Here is a 15,712-nt window from a genome sequence, read left to right as displayed (position 1 = left end):
ACTCCTTAATTTTTCGAATCAGTTAAAACCATATCCCTTTATTTGAAAAATAGACCAGCATAATTAATCCGCCAAAAATGATAAGATATCGCAGCCATTTTGGAACCATCGCAAACCACTTGGATGTTGTTTTTTGACCGAATGGTTTATTTTGAGTCATGTTAATTCTCCAATCACTTCAAAAATGTATCGTTTCCTTCAGGTTTGTTATACAAATTGATTCGTTCCTTCACATTTTCTTCTTTATTCACATCCCACCACTCAACGATCATATAAACATCACTTATGTCATCGAGTGTGATGGAGTTTTCACCTTTCCCTTCAATTGTTCCGGTCGTCTCTTCCGCTATATCAATCCCCATACCGGTTACGGAACTGGTATGAATCGTTCTATCTTCATTGTTAATAACTGCGTGTGTTGTAAAGTGGAAAGAATCCGTTTTATACTCCTCATGATTTTTCATTGTTAATGTTCCATTTCCTAATTTAAATTCCTCAGGTGTTATTACGATTTCGTATCGATTTAGTTTCCAGCTGTCACTCTCCCCCGTAAGTGACAAGAAATAATTATCATCATTTTTTTGTGCATTACAGCCAGCTAATATAAGAATTAAAAGGGACAGAAGTGCGAAAAACTTTTTCATTATCAAAACATCCTCATCAGTATAATTCACATTTCATCATAACACTGAATCTTATTTGTTTTAATGAAAAAACCAAATTTCATGTCAAATTTCAAAATCACCGAAATATAAGTGAAAATCGCCGATATTCGTGTTGATTTCGCCGATAATTAAATTGAAATCGCCGATATTCACCGAAAAATCGCCGATATCAGATTGGATGTGACGGCTGCTGGTGAACTGTAACTGCCATGTAACTCCAATTCTCTATACTTACCGTAATATATAGAAATAAACGGAGGGGTAGCGATGCAAGCTGCAATGGATTGGTTTCAAAGCAGGGTAAATTTATTTGCTGATAAACAGGCAGTAGTTGACGCGAAAACAGAAAATGCCTGGACATATAAGCAGCTCAATAACCGTGCAGAAATCCTGGCGCAATATTTTATTGAACGTGGGATTGAAAAAGGAGATAGGGTAGCACTGCTTGCCCCCAATCATATTAGTTATTTTGACTTCATATTGGCCTGTATGAAAATTGGTGCCATTTTTGTACCGCTTAACTGGCGGCTGTCGCATGATGAACTGAACTATTGTCTTCAGGATTGCGCACCGAAGCTAATCGGTGTTGATCCGTTATTTAATGAAAAAATAAATAAGATTAAAACAGGCAGTGCAGTAATGGATGTTTCTAACAACTACTATATTGAAAGTCTGCAAACTGCCGGTACTTATACAGGATTAACTAAGCCAGACGAACAGGATCCCCTGGCCATGATATATACCGGCGGGACTACCGGAAAACCTAAAGGGGTTGTCCTTTCCCACCGGTCGATTTTGTGGAATGCGATCAACACGATCATCAGCTGGAATTTAACCGATACTGATGTGACATTGACATGCCTGCCGATGTTTCACACAGGCGGGCTGAACGTATTGTCGTTACCACTGTTGCTTGTTGGCGGCAGAGTCGTTATATCTCCGGAGTTTGAGCCAACGAAGGCAGTTAATGACCTGATTACATATGAATGCACGATTGTGCTATGTGTGCCGACGATGTATCACATGATGATCCAGACGGAAGCATTTCAGAAAGCCAGCTTTCCACATATGAAGGTCTTTTTATCAGGCGGTGCCCCTTGTCCGCATAAGATTTATCAGGCTTTCCATAAAAAGGGTATTCCCTTCAAAGAAGGATATGGTCTCACTGAAGCCGGGCCGAATAATTTCTATATTGATCCTGCTGATACAGTGCGGAAACTGGGATCGGTCGGTAAGCCAATGCTCTTTAATGATATAAAAATAATGGCAGGCAATAGTAACGAGGCTGCTGATGATGAGGTTGGCGAGCTGTTGATTCGCGGACATCACGCTTTCGAATATTATTGGAATAAGCAGGAGGAGACGGAGCAAACGATTATTGACGGCTGGGTCCATACCGGTGACCTCGCCAGACAGGATGAAGATGGATATGTCTATATTGTCGGCCGCAAAAAAGATATGATTATTACCGGCGGGGAGAATGTTTATCCGTTGGAAGTCGAACATTGGCTGGAGTCGAATGAAGCCATCAGTGAAGCGGCCGTCCTTGGCTTTCCGGATGAAAAATGGGGCGAAATTGTTGTTGCATTTATTGTTCCAAAAAATGAAATGACCGAGGAAGATTTGAAAGTCTATTGTGAAGCAAAACTGACACGATATAAAATACCTAAGAAATTCTTTTTACTCGATGAACTGCCGAAAACACACGTTGGAAAAATAAATAAAGCTGCTCTGAAGGATAAAATTCCGGAAATGAAATAGCTGCAGCAGAAAATAAGCAGTCCAATTCACATAATAATTGGGCTGCTTATTTTTGTTAAGTAAAAAATTAGCTGCAGGCGATTATGTTAAAATTAACTAATATTAATGTTTGCGTTCAAAAGTAAGAGAGGTGTTTCCTAATGACAAATAATAGAATGAATCCTAAGGTTGATGAATATTTAAGTAACGCCCAAAAGTGGCAGGAAGAATTTAAGAAGTTGAGAATGATTATTCTTGATTGTGGGCTGACCGAAGAATTAAAGTGGAAATTGCCTTGTTACATGTTTCAGAAACGTAATATTGTTATCATACAAGGATTTAAAGAATACTTTGCGCTTATGTTTTTCAAAGGTGCTTTACTAAAGGATCCCAATGGTATTCTAACCAAACCCGGCGGGAATTCGCAGGCACAGCGCCAGATTCGGTTCACCAATGTTCGGGAAGTAGTTGAGATGGAACCCATATTGAAAGCCTATATAAATGAAGCTATTGAAGTGGAAAAAGCCGGCTTGGAAGTGAATTTTAAAAAGACTGCAGAATACACAATTCCTGAAGAACTGCAAAATAAATTCGATGAAACCCCTGATTTGAAAACTGCTTTTGAAACATTAACGCCGGGACGGCAAAGAGCATATATTCTTTATTTTTCCAAAGCCAAAAAATCCGAAACCCGAGAGTCAAGAGTTGAAAAATATATGCAGCAAATTCTCGATGGAAAGGGATTAAATGATTAGTATAATCGATGAGAAATATCACTTTGTATTTATATGACCCCTTTTTTGGAACGCTCAGAGCTTCTTACTCCAGGCGTTTTTTCTTTTCCAACTATGGATATGTGATTTAAACCGCATTTCCGAAAATTAAAATCGAGTACTGTACAGTTTTCATTTTCACCAGAATAAGGATAAAATAAAGGAAGAAAGAGGTGGGGAATATGACTGCACCATTTGTATATAAGTTATTAACGGGAAAGGTGAAACAGATGGGTGATCCGAATGCAGAAAACCGAATGGACCGCCCTTGGGAAAGTGGCATATTCAAAAATGAAACAGAAGATAGGTTATGGCTTAGGGAAACCGGATTTACCGAAGATGAAGTTGCCGATAAGAAAAATCACGGCGGACCGGAAAAAGCAGTGTTCGCATATTCTAAAAAACATTACGAAGATTGGCAGGACGAATTGAACATCGATTCAATCGGCGTTGGTGCCTTTGGAGAAAATCTCTCATTGGAAAATGCCGATGAATCAACCGTATGTATAGGTGATACATATCAGTTTGGCGATAGTATTATTCAAGTTGCCCAGCCACGGCAGCCGTGCTGGAAGCCTGCCCGGCGTTTTCGTATCATGGACCTTGCACTGCGTATCCAAAACAGTGGACGAACAGGCTGGTATTTTCGTGTCCTCAAGGAGGGACATGCACAAGCAGGGATGGAGTTGGAACTGATTGATCGTCAATACCCAGAGTGGACAATTGCTGCCTGTAACGAAGTGATGCATATAAAGAAAAAAGACTTACAAGCAGCTGAGGAACTTGCATCATGTGATTTGCTTGCCGAAAGATGGAAAAGAACACTGTACAAGCGGATTGGCGGGAAGCAGTCATCCATTGAAAAGCGGGTGTACGGGCCGAACAAGAGTTAACGTTCATCCATTAATTCTATGCTTACTTTATTTCGCCCGCTTTCATCGGAAATAAGACGATGCAAGTGAATAAAGACTAAACCATCTTTATATGTTGCGTTAATTTTATCTTTGCGCACAGGGAAAGGTAAGGAAACCTCCCGTTCGAAAACACCCTGGAGGATTTCTTCTTTCACAACAGTACCTCCTGTGTAGGCAACGTCAATGACACCTTTCAGTTCAAGTGTTGCATAATCTACAAAAATGTCCACTTTGTTTAAATCAGTTAATCCGGGGATATTGACAATACATATCAGTTCATGATCATATTGATAAATATTAATTTGTGGAATAGCAGGTTTGATGACATTTTCAAATTCATTCCAGAACTGATCACCGAAAAAATGATCCATGTTTTTTTTCCAGTCAGTCATTTGTTTAAATGGATCCATCATGACACCTCGCAAGTTTTGGATAGATTACGCTAACAATGTATGCATTTGCCGGGCGTCAGGTGAGTATGATGAATTAGAAAGTATTCCTGGATTAGGAGGGTTTATGTTGCTTGAAAATGCATTTATGATGGTCGCAATCATTCTTGTAATTAATATTGTGTATGTATCGCTGTCAACAATGCGGATGATTCTGACTCTAAAAGGGCGCCGGTATACGGCTGCATTTGTCAGCATGTTTGAAATTGTCATCTATGTCGTAGGGCTTGGACTTGTTTTGGACAATCTGAATGAAATACAGAACCTTATTGCATATGCACTTGGCTTTGGTATCGGTGTTGTTGTTGGTACAAAAATTGAAGAAAAACTGGCATTGGGTTATATCACGGTTAATGTTATTTCTTCCGATCCGAATATTGAATTTACACGTAAACTCAGAGATAAAGGATATGGCGTAACAAGCTGGTTTGCCTATGGAATGGACGGCGACCGCCTGGCAATGCAAATCCTGACCCCGAGAAAATATGAACTAAGATTATATGAAACGATTAAAACGATTGACCCAAAAGCATTCATCATTTCGTATGAGCCGAAGCAGATAAACGGCGGCTTCTGGGTGAAACAAGTACGAAAAGGCAGATTATTTAATCCAAAGAAAGCGAAAACTCCGACAGACAAACCAATAGAAACACCAATGGAACAAAAAACAACGGATTCAAAGCCTGATATTTAGGTTGTTTTATGAAGGCTTGTTGTGCTTGTTATTGCGAATTCCTATTTGTCCTTGTCCTCCGGTGTAGTGGACTAGTTGAACGGTCATTTTGCTTCATGTTAATGGCGGATAAGTGTGATGTCGGCACTCCTTTGAGGGGGGTGCTTTCTTATCGAAAATGGGGTTAATAATTTAAAAATGCCAAAGTTCACAGCAAAATCGCTAAAGTTCACAATGTTTTCGCCGAAGTTCACAATTAGTTTGCTCGGAGTTCACAACCAAACTGCCCGAAGTTCACAATTACGTCGGTACCCTTCGTCAGGACTGAGAAATTCCTGGCAACTCACCTGTGTTATTATAATCGTTTCCCAACCGAAAAAAGTCGCATAAAAATTATTTTTTTCAATGCCACTTTTTCATGAACACATACGATTATAGTTATATAAGAGAGAGGCCAGGGCGAAAAACGAACATTACATAAAAAACAATTATTAATGTTCGATTTTTATTGACAATCGGAAAGAATATTTGCTATGCTTGAACCAACAAACTAATACGGTACCTCATATATTTTTGGGAATATGGCCCGAAAGTCTCTACCCGGCACCATTAAATGCCGGACTATGAGGGAGGATGAATCATTGTGCTGCAATGATTAGTTCATATTGTCCTGCTTAAAGTCTATTCATCTTCTCTCATTTATAATGGGGAAGACGAATAGACTTTTTTATTTTATACAGAAAGAGGGAAGATCTATGGCACAAGTTGGCGTAATTATGGGAAGCATCTCGGATTGGGAAACAATGCAGCATACGTGCAGTATCCTGGATGAACTGCAGATTCCCTATGAAAAGGATGTTATTTCAGCACATCGAACCCCTGATGAAATGTTTGCGTATGCAAAATCTGCACGCGAACGCGGTTTAAAGGTGATCATCGCAGGAGCTGGGGGTGCAGCACATTTGCCTGGTATGGTGGCAGCCCAAACAACATTGCCTGTCATCGGGGTACCGGTTCAAAGTAAAGCGCTGGATGGTCTTGACTCACTGCTTTCCATTGTCCAGATGCCTGGTGGGGTTCCAACCGCGACAGTTGCAATTGGCAATTCAGGGGCGAAAAATGCTGGCATCCTTGCTGCAGAAATCATTGGTGCTTTTGATGAAAATGTAGCAGAAAGACTGGAAGCGTCACGAAAAGACATGAAAGCAAAAGTTGAAGAAATGAGGGACAATCTTGCAAAAAAATAATGTAATCCTTCCACCTCAAACAATCGGAATCATCGGCGGCGGTCAGCTTGGACGTATGATGGCTATAGCCGCAAAATATATGGGATATACTGTTGCGGTACTTGATCCGACACCAAACTGTCCAACAGCCCAGGTTGCCGATCAGCAAATCACTTCTGCATATGACGACATGGACGGAATAAAACAGCTGGCAGCAATCAGTGATGTGATTACATATGAATTTGAAAATGTAGATCTAGATGCTGCCACATATCTTGAGCAACAGGGAAAACTCCCACAGGGTGCATACGCGTTGGAAGTCACCCAAAATCGCGAGAAAGAAAAAATGGTTATGAAAGAGGCTGGTTTACCGGTTCCACCCTTTGCGATTGTTTCCAATGGTGAAGAATGCAAACAGGCTTTGGAAAATATGGCTTTTCCGGCAGTCATCAAAACGTGCAGCGGCGGTTATGACGGTAAAGGCCAGCTGAAGCTTAACTCCGATGATGATATCGGGGAAGCGTGTGAATTTGCCGAGCAGAGCAGCACCTGCATTATTGAACAGTGGGTGCAGTTCGATAAGGAAATATCCGCGGTGTTCACCCGCTCACAGACAGGTGAATTTGAGTTCTTTCCAATTGCTGAAAATGATCATAAGAACCATATTCTATATACAACGACTGTTCCGGCAATAATAAGCGAAACAGTTAATCAAAAAGCAATCGAAGCTGCAAGGAGTCTTGCCGAGAAGATGAATATCGTCGGTACTTTTGCAATTGAAATGTTCGTTAAAGGTGATGAAATCTTTCTAAACGAAATGGCACCACGGCCGCATAATTCCGGTCATTACACCATTGAGGCATGCAACATCTCGCAGTTTCAGCAGCATATCCGCGCAATCTGTGGATTGAAACTAATGCCGATTAAGTTATTGGCACCTGTACAAATGATCAATATTCTGGGTGAGGATATGGAGCATGCTTTAGCTGCCATGCCGAATCTTGAAAACGGCTTTGTTCATCTGTATGGAAAAGAAGGAGTAAAACCAAAACGTAAAATGGGACATATCACTTTTATTGCTGACACGGAAGAGGAAGTCAGCACACAGGTAACAACTTATGAGGAGGCAAACAAATGATTGACCGCTATACACGGGAAGAAATGGGTTCCATCTGGACCGAGGAAAATAAATTTAAGGCATGGCTTGAGGTTGAAATTCTGGCATGTGAGGCATGGAGTGAACTGGGTGTCATTCCAAAAGAGGATGTAAAAAAACTCCGGGAAAACGCTTCTTTTGATAGCAACAGAATTTATGAAATCGAGCAGGAGACCCGCCATGATGTGGTTGCATTTACCCGTGCAGTTTCCGAAACGCTCGGCGAGGAACGGAAATGGGTTCATTACGGCCTGACATCAACGGACGTGGTGGACACTGCACTATCCTTCCAGCTTCGGCAGGCAAATGAAATTATCCGAAAAGATTTAACTAATTTTATTGAGATTATTAAAAATAAAGCAATCGAACATAAGCATACCGTGATGATGGGCCGGACGCACGGGGTACATGCAGAGCCGACCACGTTCGGTCTGAAGATGGCGCTGTGGTATGAGGAAATGAAGCGGAATCTGGAGCGGTTTGAACTTGCAGCGCGTGACATCGAATTTGGAAAGCTTTCCGGCGCGGTTGGCACATATGCGAATATCGACCCATTTGTTGAAAAATATGTTTGTGAAAACCTTGGCCTTAAGCCTGCACCTGTTTCCACGCAGACTTTGCAGCGTGATCGCCACGCAGCATACGTATCAGCACTTGCATTGATTGGTACATCTATCGAAAAGTTTGCAACAGAAATCCGTGGTCTGCAGAAAACAGAGACTCGTGAGGTTGAGGAGTTTTTTGCCAAGGGTCAAAAGGGATCATCGGCAATGCCGCATAAGCGTAATCCCATCGGTTCGGAAAATATGACCGGGATGGCGCGGGTTCTTAGGGGTAATATGGTTACCGCATTTGAAAATGTCTCTCTTTGGCATGAGCGCGATATTTCCCACTCATCAGCTGAGCGCGTTATTTTACCGGATACTACTATTGCACTGAACTATATGCTGAACCGGTTTTCCGGTATCGTTAAGAAATTGACCGTATTTCCAGAAAATATGAAGCGAAATATTGATAAAACACATGGCGTTATTTTCTCTCAGCGGGTACTTCTGGCACTTATTGATAAAGGCATGGCCCGTGAAGCGGCGTATGATATCGTCCAGCCAAAAGCAATGCAGGCATGGGAAACTGCGACCCATTTCAAGCAGTTGGTTGAAGCGGATGAACAGATTACCGAGCGGCTTTCACAGGCTGAAATTGATGATTGTTTTGATTATACGTATCATCTGAAAAATGTGGATGCAATCTTTGAGCGCATCGGACTAGAGGTGGAATGATGAAAGCAGCCCTGTTATATGAAGGAAAAGCAAAACGTGTATATGAGGCGGCGAATAAACCCGGGCAGCTGGTATTGTCATATAAAAATGATGCCACTGCCTTCAACGGTGAAAAGAAAGCATCCTTCACCGGAAAAGGACGGTTGAACAATGAAATCTCTTCACGGATTTTCCCGCTGCTCCATGCCAACGGAGTCGAATCGCATTTCATTGAAAAGCTCAATGAGACCGAGCAGCTGGTTTACCAGACTGAAATCATTCCACTTGAAGTGGTTGTACGGAATCTGGCAACCGGCAGCATCACCCGCCGGCTGGGGATTAAGGAAAAGACACCGTTCAACCCGCCAATGATCGAACTTTTTTACAAAAATGATGACCTTGGCGATCCACTGATTAATGACCAGCATGCATTATTTTTGAGTGATGTGAATGAAGCAGAATTGGCAGAAATAAAGGAAAAGGCTCTTGCTGTGAATGAGCAGCTTAAACGGATTTTTGACGATGTAAATGTCACACTGGTTGATTTCAAGCTCGAATTTGGCCGGCTGGAAAATGGCAGCATTGTCCTTTCCGATGAAATATCGCCGGATACTTGCCGGCTCTGGGACAGTGCAACCCAGGAGAAACTCGATAAAGATGTTTTTCGCCAGGGCACCGGCGACTTACTGGAAGTCTATCAGGAAATTTTAACCCGTTTGGAGGCAGTATCATGAAAAAGGTTACCGTACACGTTACGTTGAAGCAGGGCGTGCTTGATCCACAGGGAAAGGCAATTCAGACGTCACTTAACTCACTTGGTTTTCAGGAAGTGGAAGAAGCACGCGTAGGCAAGTACATTGAGCTTTATATCGGTGAATCAGAGAATGTCGAAGCACGCGTACAGGAAATGTGCGACAAACTGCTCGCTAATCCGGTTATTGAAGACTACGAGATTGCTATGGAGGAGGCTGTTCGTCCGTGAAATTTGCTGTAGTAGTTTTTCCAGGGTCCAACTGTGACCGTGACATGTACCATGCGGCAAAAGAAGTGCTGGGAGCGGAGGCTGACCTGGTCTGGTATGAAACTGGTAATCTCGAAAACTATGATGGTGTTCTTTTGCCAGGCGGATTTTCGTACGGTGACTACCTTCGCACAGGTGCTGTCGCATCCACGTCATCCATCATGAAAGAGATTAAGGAACATGCAGCAAAAGGAAAGCCTGTGCTTGGTGTCTGCAATGGCTTTCAAATCCTGCTTGAGGCAGGGCTGCTACCAGGCGCAATGCTGCGTAACAGGAACCTGAAATTCATGTGCCATCACGAACCCCTGGTGGTTGAAAATAATCAGACATTCTTTACATCCGGTTATGCAAAAGGCGAAATTATCCGTTTTCCAATCGCCCACGGAGAAGGTAATTATTTTTGCGACGAAGAGACGCTTCATACGTTACAGGTGAACAACCAGATTGTTTTTACGTACCAGAATAACCCGAATGGGTCGGTTGCAGATATTGCCGGGATTATTAATGAACAGGGTAACGTGCTTGGCATGATGCCCCATCCGGAACGTGCAGTCGAAAAGCTGCTTGGCAGTGATGATGTACTCAGGCTATTTCAGTCAGTAGTGAAAAATTGGAGGGAATCCTATGTTGTCAACAGTTGATATCAGCCCGGAGAAAATCGAACAGGATAAACTGTACCTGGAAATGGGGTTGAGCGATCAGGAATATGATCTGGTGAAACAAATCCTGAACCGCCATCCAAATTTCACGGAGACTGGAATTTTTTCCGTTATGTGGTCAGAGCACTGCAGCTACAAAACATCAAAGCCACTCTTGAAAAAATTCCCGACCAAGGCACCGCATGTGCTGCAGGGGCCTGGAGAAGGTGCTGGAATCATTGATATTGGCGACAATCAGGCAGTTGTTTTTAAGGTGGAAAGCCATAATCACCCTTCAGCGGTGGAGCCGTATCAGGGTGCAGCAACCGGTGTCGGCGGCATTATCCGTGATGTGTTTTCCATGGGAGCCCGTCCGATTGCACTGATGAACTCATTGCGGTTCGGTAACCTGACGACTGATCGGGTTAAATATCTTTTTGATGAGGTTGTTCACGGGATTGCTGGCTACGGCAACTGTGTCGGCGTTCCTACAGTTGGCGGTGAGGTCCAGTTTGATGACAGTTACGAGGATAACCCGCTCGTCAATGCGATGTGTGTTGGCCTGATCAACCATGATGAAATCCAAAAGGGGGTTGCGGAAGGTATCGGTAACACCGTGATTTACGCAGGTGCAGCAACTGGCCGTGACGGTATTCATGGGGCAACGTTTGCATCTGATGACCTGGCTGAGGATTCCGATAAAGACCGGCCAGCTGTCCAGGTTGGCGACCCATTCATGGAAAAATTGCTGATCGAAGCGTGTCTGGAAGTAATCCATAACGACGCACTTGTCGGAATGCAGGACATGGGTGCAGCAGGCCTTACATCTTCAGCGAGTGAAATGGCAAGTAAAGCAGGGACCGGGTTGGAGATGAACCTGGATCTGGTTCCACAGCGCGAAGAAAATATGAACGCATATGAGCTGATGCTTTCTGAGTCACAGGAACGGATGCTGCTGGTAGTTAAAAAAGGCCGCGAACAGGAAATCACAGCTATTTTTGAAAAGTACGGTCTGCAGGCAGTTGCGGTCGGAGAAGTCATTGAGGAGAAAGTATTCCGTCTCACACAGCATGACAAGACGGTGGCAGATATCCCGGTTGACGCACTAGCTGAAGAGGCGCCGGTTTATCACCTGCCATCAACAGAAGCAGCATATTATAAAGAATTTCAGGCCATGGAAAATACGGTGCTACATGTAGAAGACCATGCAGAAATACTGAAAAAACTGCTGCAGCAGCCAACGATTGCGAGCAAGGAATATGTGTATGACCAGTATGATTCGATGGTTCAGACGAATACGGTTGTCACACCAGGATCTGATGCAGCGGTGGTTCGTGTGAAGGGAACCGATAAGGCACTGGCAATCACAACGGACTGTAATTCCCGTTATATTTATCTTGATCCGGAAATGGGAGGCAAGATTGCCGTAGCCGAAGCAGCCCGGAATATTGTCTGCTCAGGGGCACGCCCACTGGGATTGACGGATGGTCTGAACTTTGGAAACCCGACTAACCCGGAAATCTTCTGGCAGATGGAGAAAAGCGTGGACGGCATGAGTGCTGCTTCATCTGCGCTTGGTACACCGGTTATTAGCGGCAATGTTTCCTTGTTTAACCAGTCGAAAGGCAATTCGATTTTTCCGACGCCTGTTGTCGGAATGGTTGGATTGATTGAATCAATTGAACACGTTACACCAAGTTATTTTCAAAAAGCTGGCGATTTGATTTACCTGATTGGGGAAACTGAAGCGGAATTTGGCGGCAGTGAGCTGCAAAATATTGTTTCCGGAAAATATGAAGGGAAAGCACCGACCATTGATCTGGAAAAAGAATCATTGCGACAGAAGCAGCTGCTTGAAGCGATCAGGCAGGGAACTGTTGCATCAGCACACGACCTGGCAGAAGGCGGACTCGGAGTTGCGCTGGCAGAGAGTGTGTTTAACGGAGCGGGATTAGGTGTCAACGCGGAAATCTCCGAAAATCCAACCGTATCGCTGTTCAGTGAAACACAGTCACGGTTTCTGGTTTCAGTTCAGCCGGATGATAAAGACAAGTTTGAAGCATTGGTTGAGGATGCCAAACAGATCGGCGTTGTAAATAATGCAGGCGTTTTATCGGTCAAAACGAACGATGGGGTTCTTTTTGAGGAGGATGTCCGAACGCTTCACACTTTATGGAAAGGAGCTATTCCATGCTTGCTGAAATAAAAGGGATTAACGAGGAATGCGGCGTATTCGGGATTTGGGGTCATGAGAAGGCATCAGAACTGACCTATTACGGACTGCACGCTATGCAGCATCGCGGGCAGGAAGGTGCAGGTGTGGTTGTCAGTGACAGAGAGGAATTGAAGGCACATAAAGGTCTGGGCCTGGTTAATGATGTATTTAAACAAGCGAATTTCACTGAGCTTTCCGGTCATGCGGCTGTAGGTCATGTCCGCTACTCCACTCAAGGAGGAAAAGGTGTTGATAATGTCCAGCCACTCTTGTTCCATTCACAGACAGGGAGTCTTGCGCTTGCGCATAACGGAAATCTGATGAATGCGCACAAACTCCGTGGTGAGCTTGAAAGCCAGGGGAGTATTCTTCAGACGTCTTCCGATACGGAGGTGCTTGCACATCTGATTAAACGGAGTGGGATGGACACAAATGAAGCGTCGATTGCTGCTGCACTTAATGAGGTGGTCGGCGCGTATGCCTACCTTATTTTAAAAGAAGACAAAATGTTCGCAGCACTTGATCCGACTGGTATCCGCCCGCTATCCATCGGGAGGCTTGGTGATGCCTGTGTCGTTGCTTCGGAAACATGTGCATTTGACCAAATCGGTGCAACATTCGAACGTGAAGTTCTGCCCGGTGAACTGGTGACGATCAGTGATGAAGGAATCAAGTCAACACGCTTCGCAATGCGCGAACAGCGAAAAATGTGTGCGATGGAATATGTTTATTTATCACGGCCTGACAGTGATGTGAATGAGGTGAACATCCATGCGTCACGGAAGCGAATGGGAGTCGAACTGGCAAAAGAATCACCGGCACCGGAAGCGGATATTGTTATCGGGGTTCCTGATTCCAGCATTTCAGCAGCAATTGGCTATGCCGAGATGAGCGGCCTTCCTTATGAAATGGGGATTATCAAAAACCGTTATGTCGGAAGAACGTTTATCCAGCCTTCCCAGGAACTGCGCGAACAGGGTGTGAAGTTGAAACTTGCACCGGTACGAGGAATTGTCGAGGGCAAAAGAGTTGTTATGATTGATGATTCAATCGTTCGCGGAACAACAAGCAAACGAATCGTCCAAATGCTGAAAAGTGCAGGAGCAAAAGAAGTCCATGTTCGGATTGCATCTCCATCCATTCAGAATCCCTGCTATTACGGGATTGATATGTCAACACGGGATGAACTGATTGCAGCAAATAATACCCTTGATGAGATCTGTGAGATTATCGGCGCTGACAGTATTGCATATTTGTCCGAGAAAGGATTGGAACGGGCAGTTATTAAAAATAAAACAATCCATCAGGGAATCTGCACAGCCTGTATGACCGGAAAATATCCGGTAAAAAAAGACGGGCAAACGGAAATGATGTATACGAAATGTTAGGGGGCGGCTGGAATGTCGGATGTATATAAAACGGCAGGAGTCGATGTGGAAAAAGGCTATGAGGCCGTTGAACGAATGAAGAAGCATATCGCGCGGACGGCCCGGCCTGAAGTGCTTGGTGGTGTCGGCGCGTTTGCAGGACTATTTGAACTGACTTCATTTAACTATCAAGAACCGGTAATGGTTTCGGGAACCGATGGTGTGGGGACCAAGTTGAAGCTCGCCTTCGAACTGCAAAAGCATGATACCGTGGGAGTCGATCTTGTGGCTATGTGCGTCAATGACATTGTCGCGCAGGGTGCCCGTCCGTTATTTTTTCTGGACTATATTGCCTGCGGGAAAAATAACCCCGAAATGATTGAACGGATTGTCACCGGCATTTCCGATGGTTGTGTGGAGGCGGGTGCTGCTCTGATCGGCGGCGAAACAGCTGAAATGCCGGGGATGTACGGTGAGGAAGAATATGACCTGGCCGGATTTACGGTTGGTATTGCTGAAAAGTCGAAACTCATTACCGGAAATCAGATTGCACCTGGCGATGTGGTGATTGGTCTCGCTTCAAGCGGAATCCATTCTAACGGATATTCGTTGGTTCGAAAGCTTGTTAAGGGGCTTGATTTTATGGAGACCTACGATGGACTTGATAAACCGCTTGGTGACGTTCTTTTGACACCAACCCGGATTTACGCAAAATCTGTTTCAGCGGTTATGGACCAGGTGGAGGTTAAAGGCATTTCCCACATAACCGGCGGGGGTTTTTACGAAAATCTGCCACGGATGCTTCCTGATGGCCTTGGTGTCCAGGTGAACCGGAACAGCTGGGAAGTACCAGCAATATTTCCGTTTTTGCAGGAGCTCGGAGGGATTTCTGAGGACGAAATGTACGGCGTATTTAACATGGGAATCGGTATGGCAATTGTGGTGTCGGCTAAAGATGCGGACGCTGCACTGGATAGTCTGCGCGAAGCAGGCGAAACAGCAACAGTAATCGGTGAAATAACTGCCGGCGAAGGAGTGTATTTCACATCATGAAAAAAATAAAGGCCGCTGTATTCGCATCAGGAACCGGCAGCAATTTTGAGGCAATGATGGAGCGGGATGACCTTCTATGTGATGTAGTATTGCTTGTTTGTGACAAGACCGGTGCCAGTGTGATTGATAAGGCAGTGAAGTTTGGTGTCCCTGTGCTGGAATTTGACCCAAAAGAGTACGCCTCCAAGAAAGAATACGAGACGATGCTTATTTCCAGACTTCGGGATGCCGAAGTGGAGTGGATTTTCCTGGCGGGATATATGCGGATTGTGGGCAGGACATTACTTGACGCGTACACCGAACGGATTGTAAACATTCATCCTTCATTGCTTCCTGCCTTTCCAGGAAAAGACGCAATCAATCAGGTCTTTCATGCGGGAGTTGAGGTAACCGGTGTGACCGTACATTTTATTGACGAAGGCATCGATACCGGACCAATTATCTCGCAGGAATCCGTAACTGTATACGCTGATGATACAGAACAAACCTTGAAAACGCGGATCCAGGAAGTTGAACACAAGCTTTACCCCGATACGATTAACCATCTATTAAGGGAATAGCGG

The 15,712-nt window shown here is 44.2% G+C and carries 17 protein-coding genes and 1 riboswitch; of the genes, 14 read left to right on the top strand and 3 right to left on the bottom strand.

From position 1 onward, the window contains the following. Positions 1-22 precede the first annotated feature (22 nt). Both G6R02_RS15610 and G6R02_RS15605 read right to left on the bottom strand, forming a co-directional pair. Positions 23-160, bottom strand: coding sequence for a hypothetical protein (locus tag G6R02_RS15610; RefSeq protein WP_164670156.1), 138 nt, complete (start codon positions 158-160; stop codon positions 23-25). 13 nt (positions 161-173) lie between these two features. Beyond that, positions 174-644, bottom strand: a complete 471-nt coding sequence (locus tag G6R02_RS15605) for a hypothetical protein (protein ID WP_164670155.1) — start codon at positions 642-644, stop codon at positions 174-176. A gap of 288 nt (positions 645-932) precedes the next feature. Between G6R02_RS15605 and G6R02_RS15600 the strand changes: the two genes are divergently transcribed. The 3 genes from G6R02_RS15600 to G6R02_RS15590 all read left to right on the top strand — a co-directional run bounded on the left by G6R02_RS15600 (position 933) and on the right by G6R02_RS15590 (position 4,071). Beyond that, positions 933-2,426, top strand: a complete 1,494-nt coding sequence (locus G6R02_RS15600) for a class I adenylate-forming enzyme family protein (RefSeq protein ID WP_164670154.1) — start codon at positions 933-935, stop codon at positions 2,424-2,426. A 140-nt stretch (positions 2,427-2,566) separates the two neighbouring features. After that, positions 2,567-3,160, top strand: coding sequence for a YdeI/OmpD-associated family protein (locus G6R02_RS15595; protein WP_164670153.1), 594 nt, complete (start codon positions 2,567-2,569; stop codon positions 3,158-3,160). A 200-nt stretch (positions 3,161-3,360) separates the two neighbouring features. Continuing rightward, on the top strand, positions 3,361-4,071 hold the full coding sequence (locus G6R02_RS15590) for an MOSC domain-containing protein (protein ID WP_164670152.1): 711 nt from the start codon (positions 3,361-3,363) through the stop codon (positions 4,069-4,071). Here G6R02_RS15590 and G6R02_RS15585 read toward each other — a convergent pair. Next, a complete protein-coding gene (locus tag G6R02_RS15585) occupies positions 4,068-4,502 on the bottom strand; it encodes an Hsp20/alpha crystallin family protein (protein ID WP_164670151.1) in 435 nt (144 codons plus the stop codon). The genes G6R02_RS15590 and G6R02_RS15585 overlap by 4 nt on opposite strands. A 109-nt stretch (positions 4,503-4,611) precedes the next feature. Here G6R02_RS15585 and G6R02_RS15580 point away from each other — a divergent pair, with 109 nt between their 5' ends. The 11 genes from G6R02_RS15580 to purN all read left to right on the top strand — a co-directional run bounded on the left by G6R02_RS15580 (position 4,612) and on the right by purN (position 15,709). Further along, positions 4,612-5,235: a DUF2179 domain-containing protein gene (locus G6R02_RS15580; protein WP_246202586.1), complete on the top strand. Its 624-nt coding sequence runs from the start codon at positions 4,612-4,614 to the stop codon at positions 5,233-5,235. Between the two features lie 522 nt (positions 5,236-5,757). Then, a riboswitch (purine riboswitch) is annotated at positions 5,758-5,858 on the top strand. A gap of 111 nt (positions 5,859-5,969) precedes the next feature. After that, the gene (purE, locus tag G6R02_RS15575) at positions 5,970-6,461 is read left to right on the top strand and encodes a 5-(carboxyamino)imidazole ribonucleotide mutase (RefSeq protein ID WP_164670150.1); all 492 of its coding nucleotides are present in this window, start codon (positions 5,970-5,972) and stop codon (positions 6,459-6,461) included. Beyond that, positions 6,448-7,578, top strand: coding sequence for a 5-(carboxyamino)imidazole ribonucleotide synthase (gene purK, locus G6R02_RS15570; protein ID WP_164670149.1), 1,131 nt, complete (start codon positions 6,448-6,450; stop codon positions 7,576-7,578). The genes purE and purK overlap by 14 nt, the downstream gene beginning before the upstream one ends. Next, positions 7,575-8,876 carry an adenylosuccinate lyase gene (gene purB, locus G6R02_RS15565; RefSeq protein WP_164670148.1) on the top strand — a complete coding sequence of 434 codons (1,302 nt, stop codon included), beginning with the start codon at positions 7,575-7,577 and terminating at the stop codon, positions 8,874-8,876. Before purK ends, purB begins: the two co-directional genes overlap by 4 nt. Then, positions 8,876-9,589, top strand: a complete 714-nt coding sequence (gene purC, locus G6R02_RS15560; protein ID WP_164670446.1) for a phosphoribosylaminoimidazolesuccinocarboxamide synthase — start codon at positions 8,876-8,878, stop codon at positions 9,587-9,589. The genes purB and purC overlap by 1 nt, the downstream gene beginning before the upstream one ends. Next, a complete protein-coding gene (gene purS, locus G6R02_RS15555; RefSeq protein WP_164670147.1) occupies positions 9,586-9,837 on the top strand; it encodes a phosphoribosylformylglycinamidine synthase subunit PurS in 252 nt (83 codons plus the stop codon). Before purC ends, purS begins: the two co-directional genes overlap by 4 nt. Then, positions 9,834-10,517 carry a phosphoribosylformylglycinamidine synthase subunit PurQ gene (gene purQ / locus G6R02_RS15550; RefSeq protein ID WP_164670146.1) on the top strand — a complete coding sequence of 228 codons (684 nt, stop codon included), beginning with the start codon at positions 9,834-9,836 and terminating at the stop codon, positions 10,515-10,517. Before purS ends, purQ begins: the two co-directional genes overlap by 4 nt. Beyond that, the gene (gene purL, locus G6R02_RS15545) at positions 10,501-12,720 is read left to right on the top strand and encodes a phosphoribosylformylglycinamidine synthase subunit PurL (protein WP_164670145.1); all 2,220 of its coding nucleotides are present in this window, start codon (positions 10,501-10,503) and stop codon (positions 12,718-12,720) included. The genes purQ and purL overlap by 17 nt, the downstream gene beginning before the upstream one ends. Continuing rightward, the gene (gene purF, locus G6R02_RS15540; RefSeq protein ID WP_164670144.1) at positions 12,705-14,117 is read left to right on the top strand and encodes an amidophosphoribosyltransferase; all 1,413 of its coding nucleotides are present in this window, start codon (positions 12,705-12,707) and stop codon (positions 14,115-14,117) included. Before purL ends, purF begins: the two co-directional genes overlap by 16 nt. Before the next feature lie 12 nt (positions 14,118-14,129). Then, a complete protein-coding gene (gene purM, locus G6R02_RS15535) occupies positions 14,130-15,149 on the top strand; it encodes a phosphoribosylformylglycinamidine cyclo-ligase (protein ID WP_164670143.1) in 1,020 nt (339 codons plus the stop codon). Then, complete coding sequence (gene purN / locus G6R02_RS15530; RefSeq protein WP_164670142.1) at positions 15,146-15,709, top strand: phosphoribosylglycinamide formyltransferase; 564 nt, start codon at positions 15,146-15,148, stop codon at positions 15,707-15,709. Before purM ends, purN begins: the two co-directional genes overlap by 4 nt. The last annotated feature ends 3 nt before the right edge of the window (positions 15,710-15,712 follow it).

Source organism: Virgibacillus doumboii, from assembly GCF_902806455.1.
GTDB lineage: Bacteria > Bacillota > Bacilli > Bacillales > Amphibacillaceae > Lentibacillus > Lentibacillus doumboii.
Note: the sequence above shows the minus strand (reverse complement) of the source record. Positions and strands in the feature narration are given on the sequence as shown.

Bases quoted from the DNA above. Each gene is read 5' to 3' on its own strand.
- purM (WP_164670143.1), top strand. From the start codon at position 14,130: ATGTCGGATGTATATAAAACGGCAGGAGTCGATGTGGAAAAAGGCTAT.
- purB (WP_164670148.1), top strand. From the start codon at position 7,575: ATGATTGACCGCTATACACGGGAAGAAATGGGTTCCATCTGGACCGAG.
- G6R02_RS15600 (WP_164670154.1), top strand. From the start codon at position 933: ATGCAAGCTGCAATGGATTGGTTTCAAAGCAGGGTAAATTTATTTGCT.
- purN (WP_164670142.1), top strand. From the start codon at position 15,146: ATGAAAAAAATAAAGGCCGCTGTATTCGCATCAGGAACCGGCAGCAAT.
- G6R02_RS15585 (WP_164670151.1), bottom strand. From the start codon at position 4,502: ATGGATCCATTTAAACAAATGACTGACTGGAAAAAAAACATGGATCAT.
- G6R02_RS15590 (WP_164670152.1), top strand. From the start codon at position 3,361: ATGACTGCACCATTTGTATATAAGTTATTAACGGGAAAGGTGAAACAG.
- G6R02_RS15605 (WP_164670155.1), bottom strand. From the start codon at position 644: ATGAAAAAGTTTTTCGCACTTCTGTCCCTTTTAATTCTTATATTAGCT.
- purF (WP_164670144.1), top strand. From the start codon at position 12,705: ATGCTTGCTGAAATAAAAGGGATTAACGAGGAATGCGGCGTATTCGGG.
- purE (WP_164670150.1), top strand. From the start codon at position 5,970: ATGGCACAAGTTGGCGTAATTATGGGAAGCATCTCGGATTGGGAAACA.
- purL (WP_164670145.1), top strand. From the start codon at position 10,501: ATGTTGTCAACAGTTGATATCAGCCCGGAGAAAATCGAACAGGATAAA.
- G6R02_RS15595 (WP_164670153.1), top strand. From the start codon at position 2,567: ATGACAAATAATAGAATGAATCCTAAGGTTGATGAATATTTAAGTAAC.
- purS (WP_164670147.1), top strand. From the start codon at position 9,586: ATGAAAAAGGTTACCGTACACGTTACGTTGAAGCAGGGCGTGCTTGAT.
- purC (WP_164670446.1), top strand. From the start codon at position 8,876: ATGAAAGCAGCCCTGTTATATGAAGGAAAAGCAAAACGTGTATATGAG.
- G6R02_RS15610 (WP_164670156.1), bottom strand. From the start codon at position 160: ATGACTCAAAATAAACCATTCGGTCAAAAAACAACATCCAAGTGGTTT.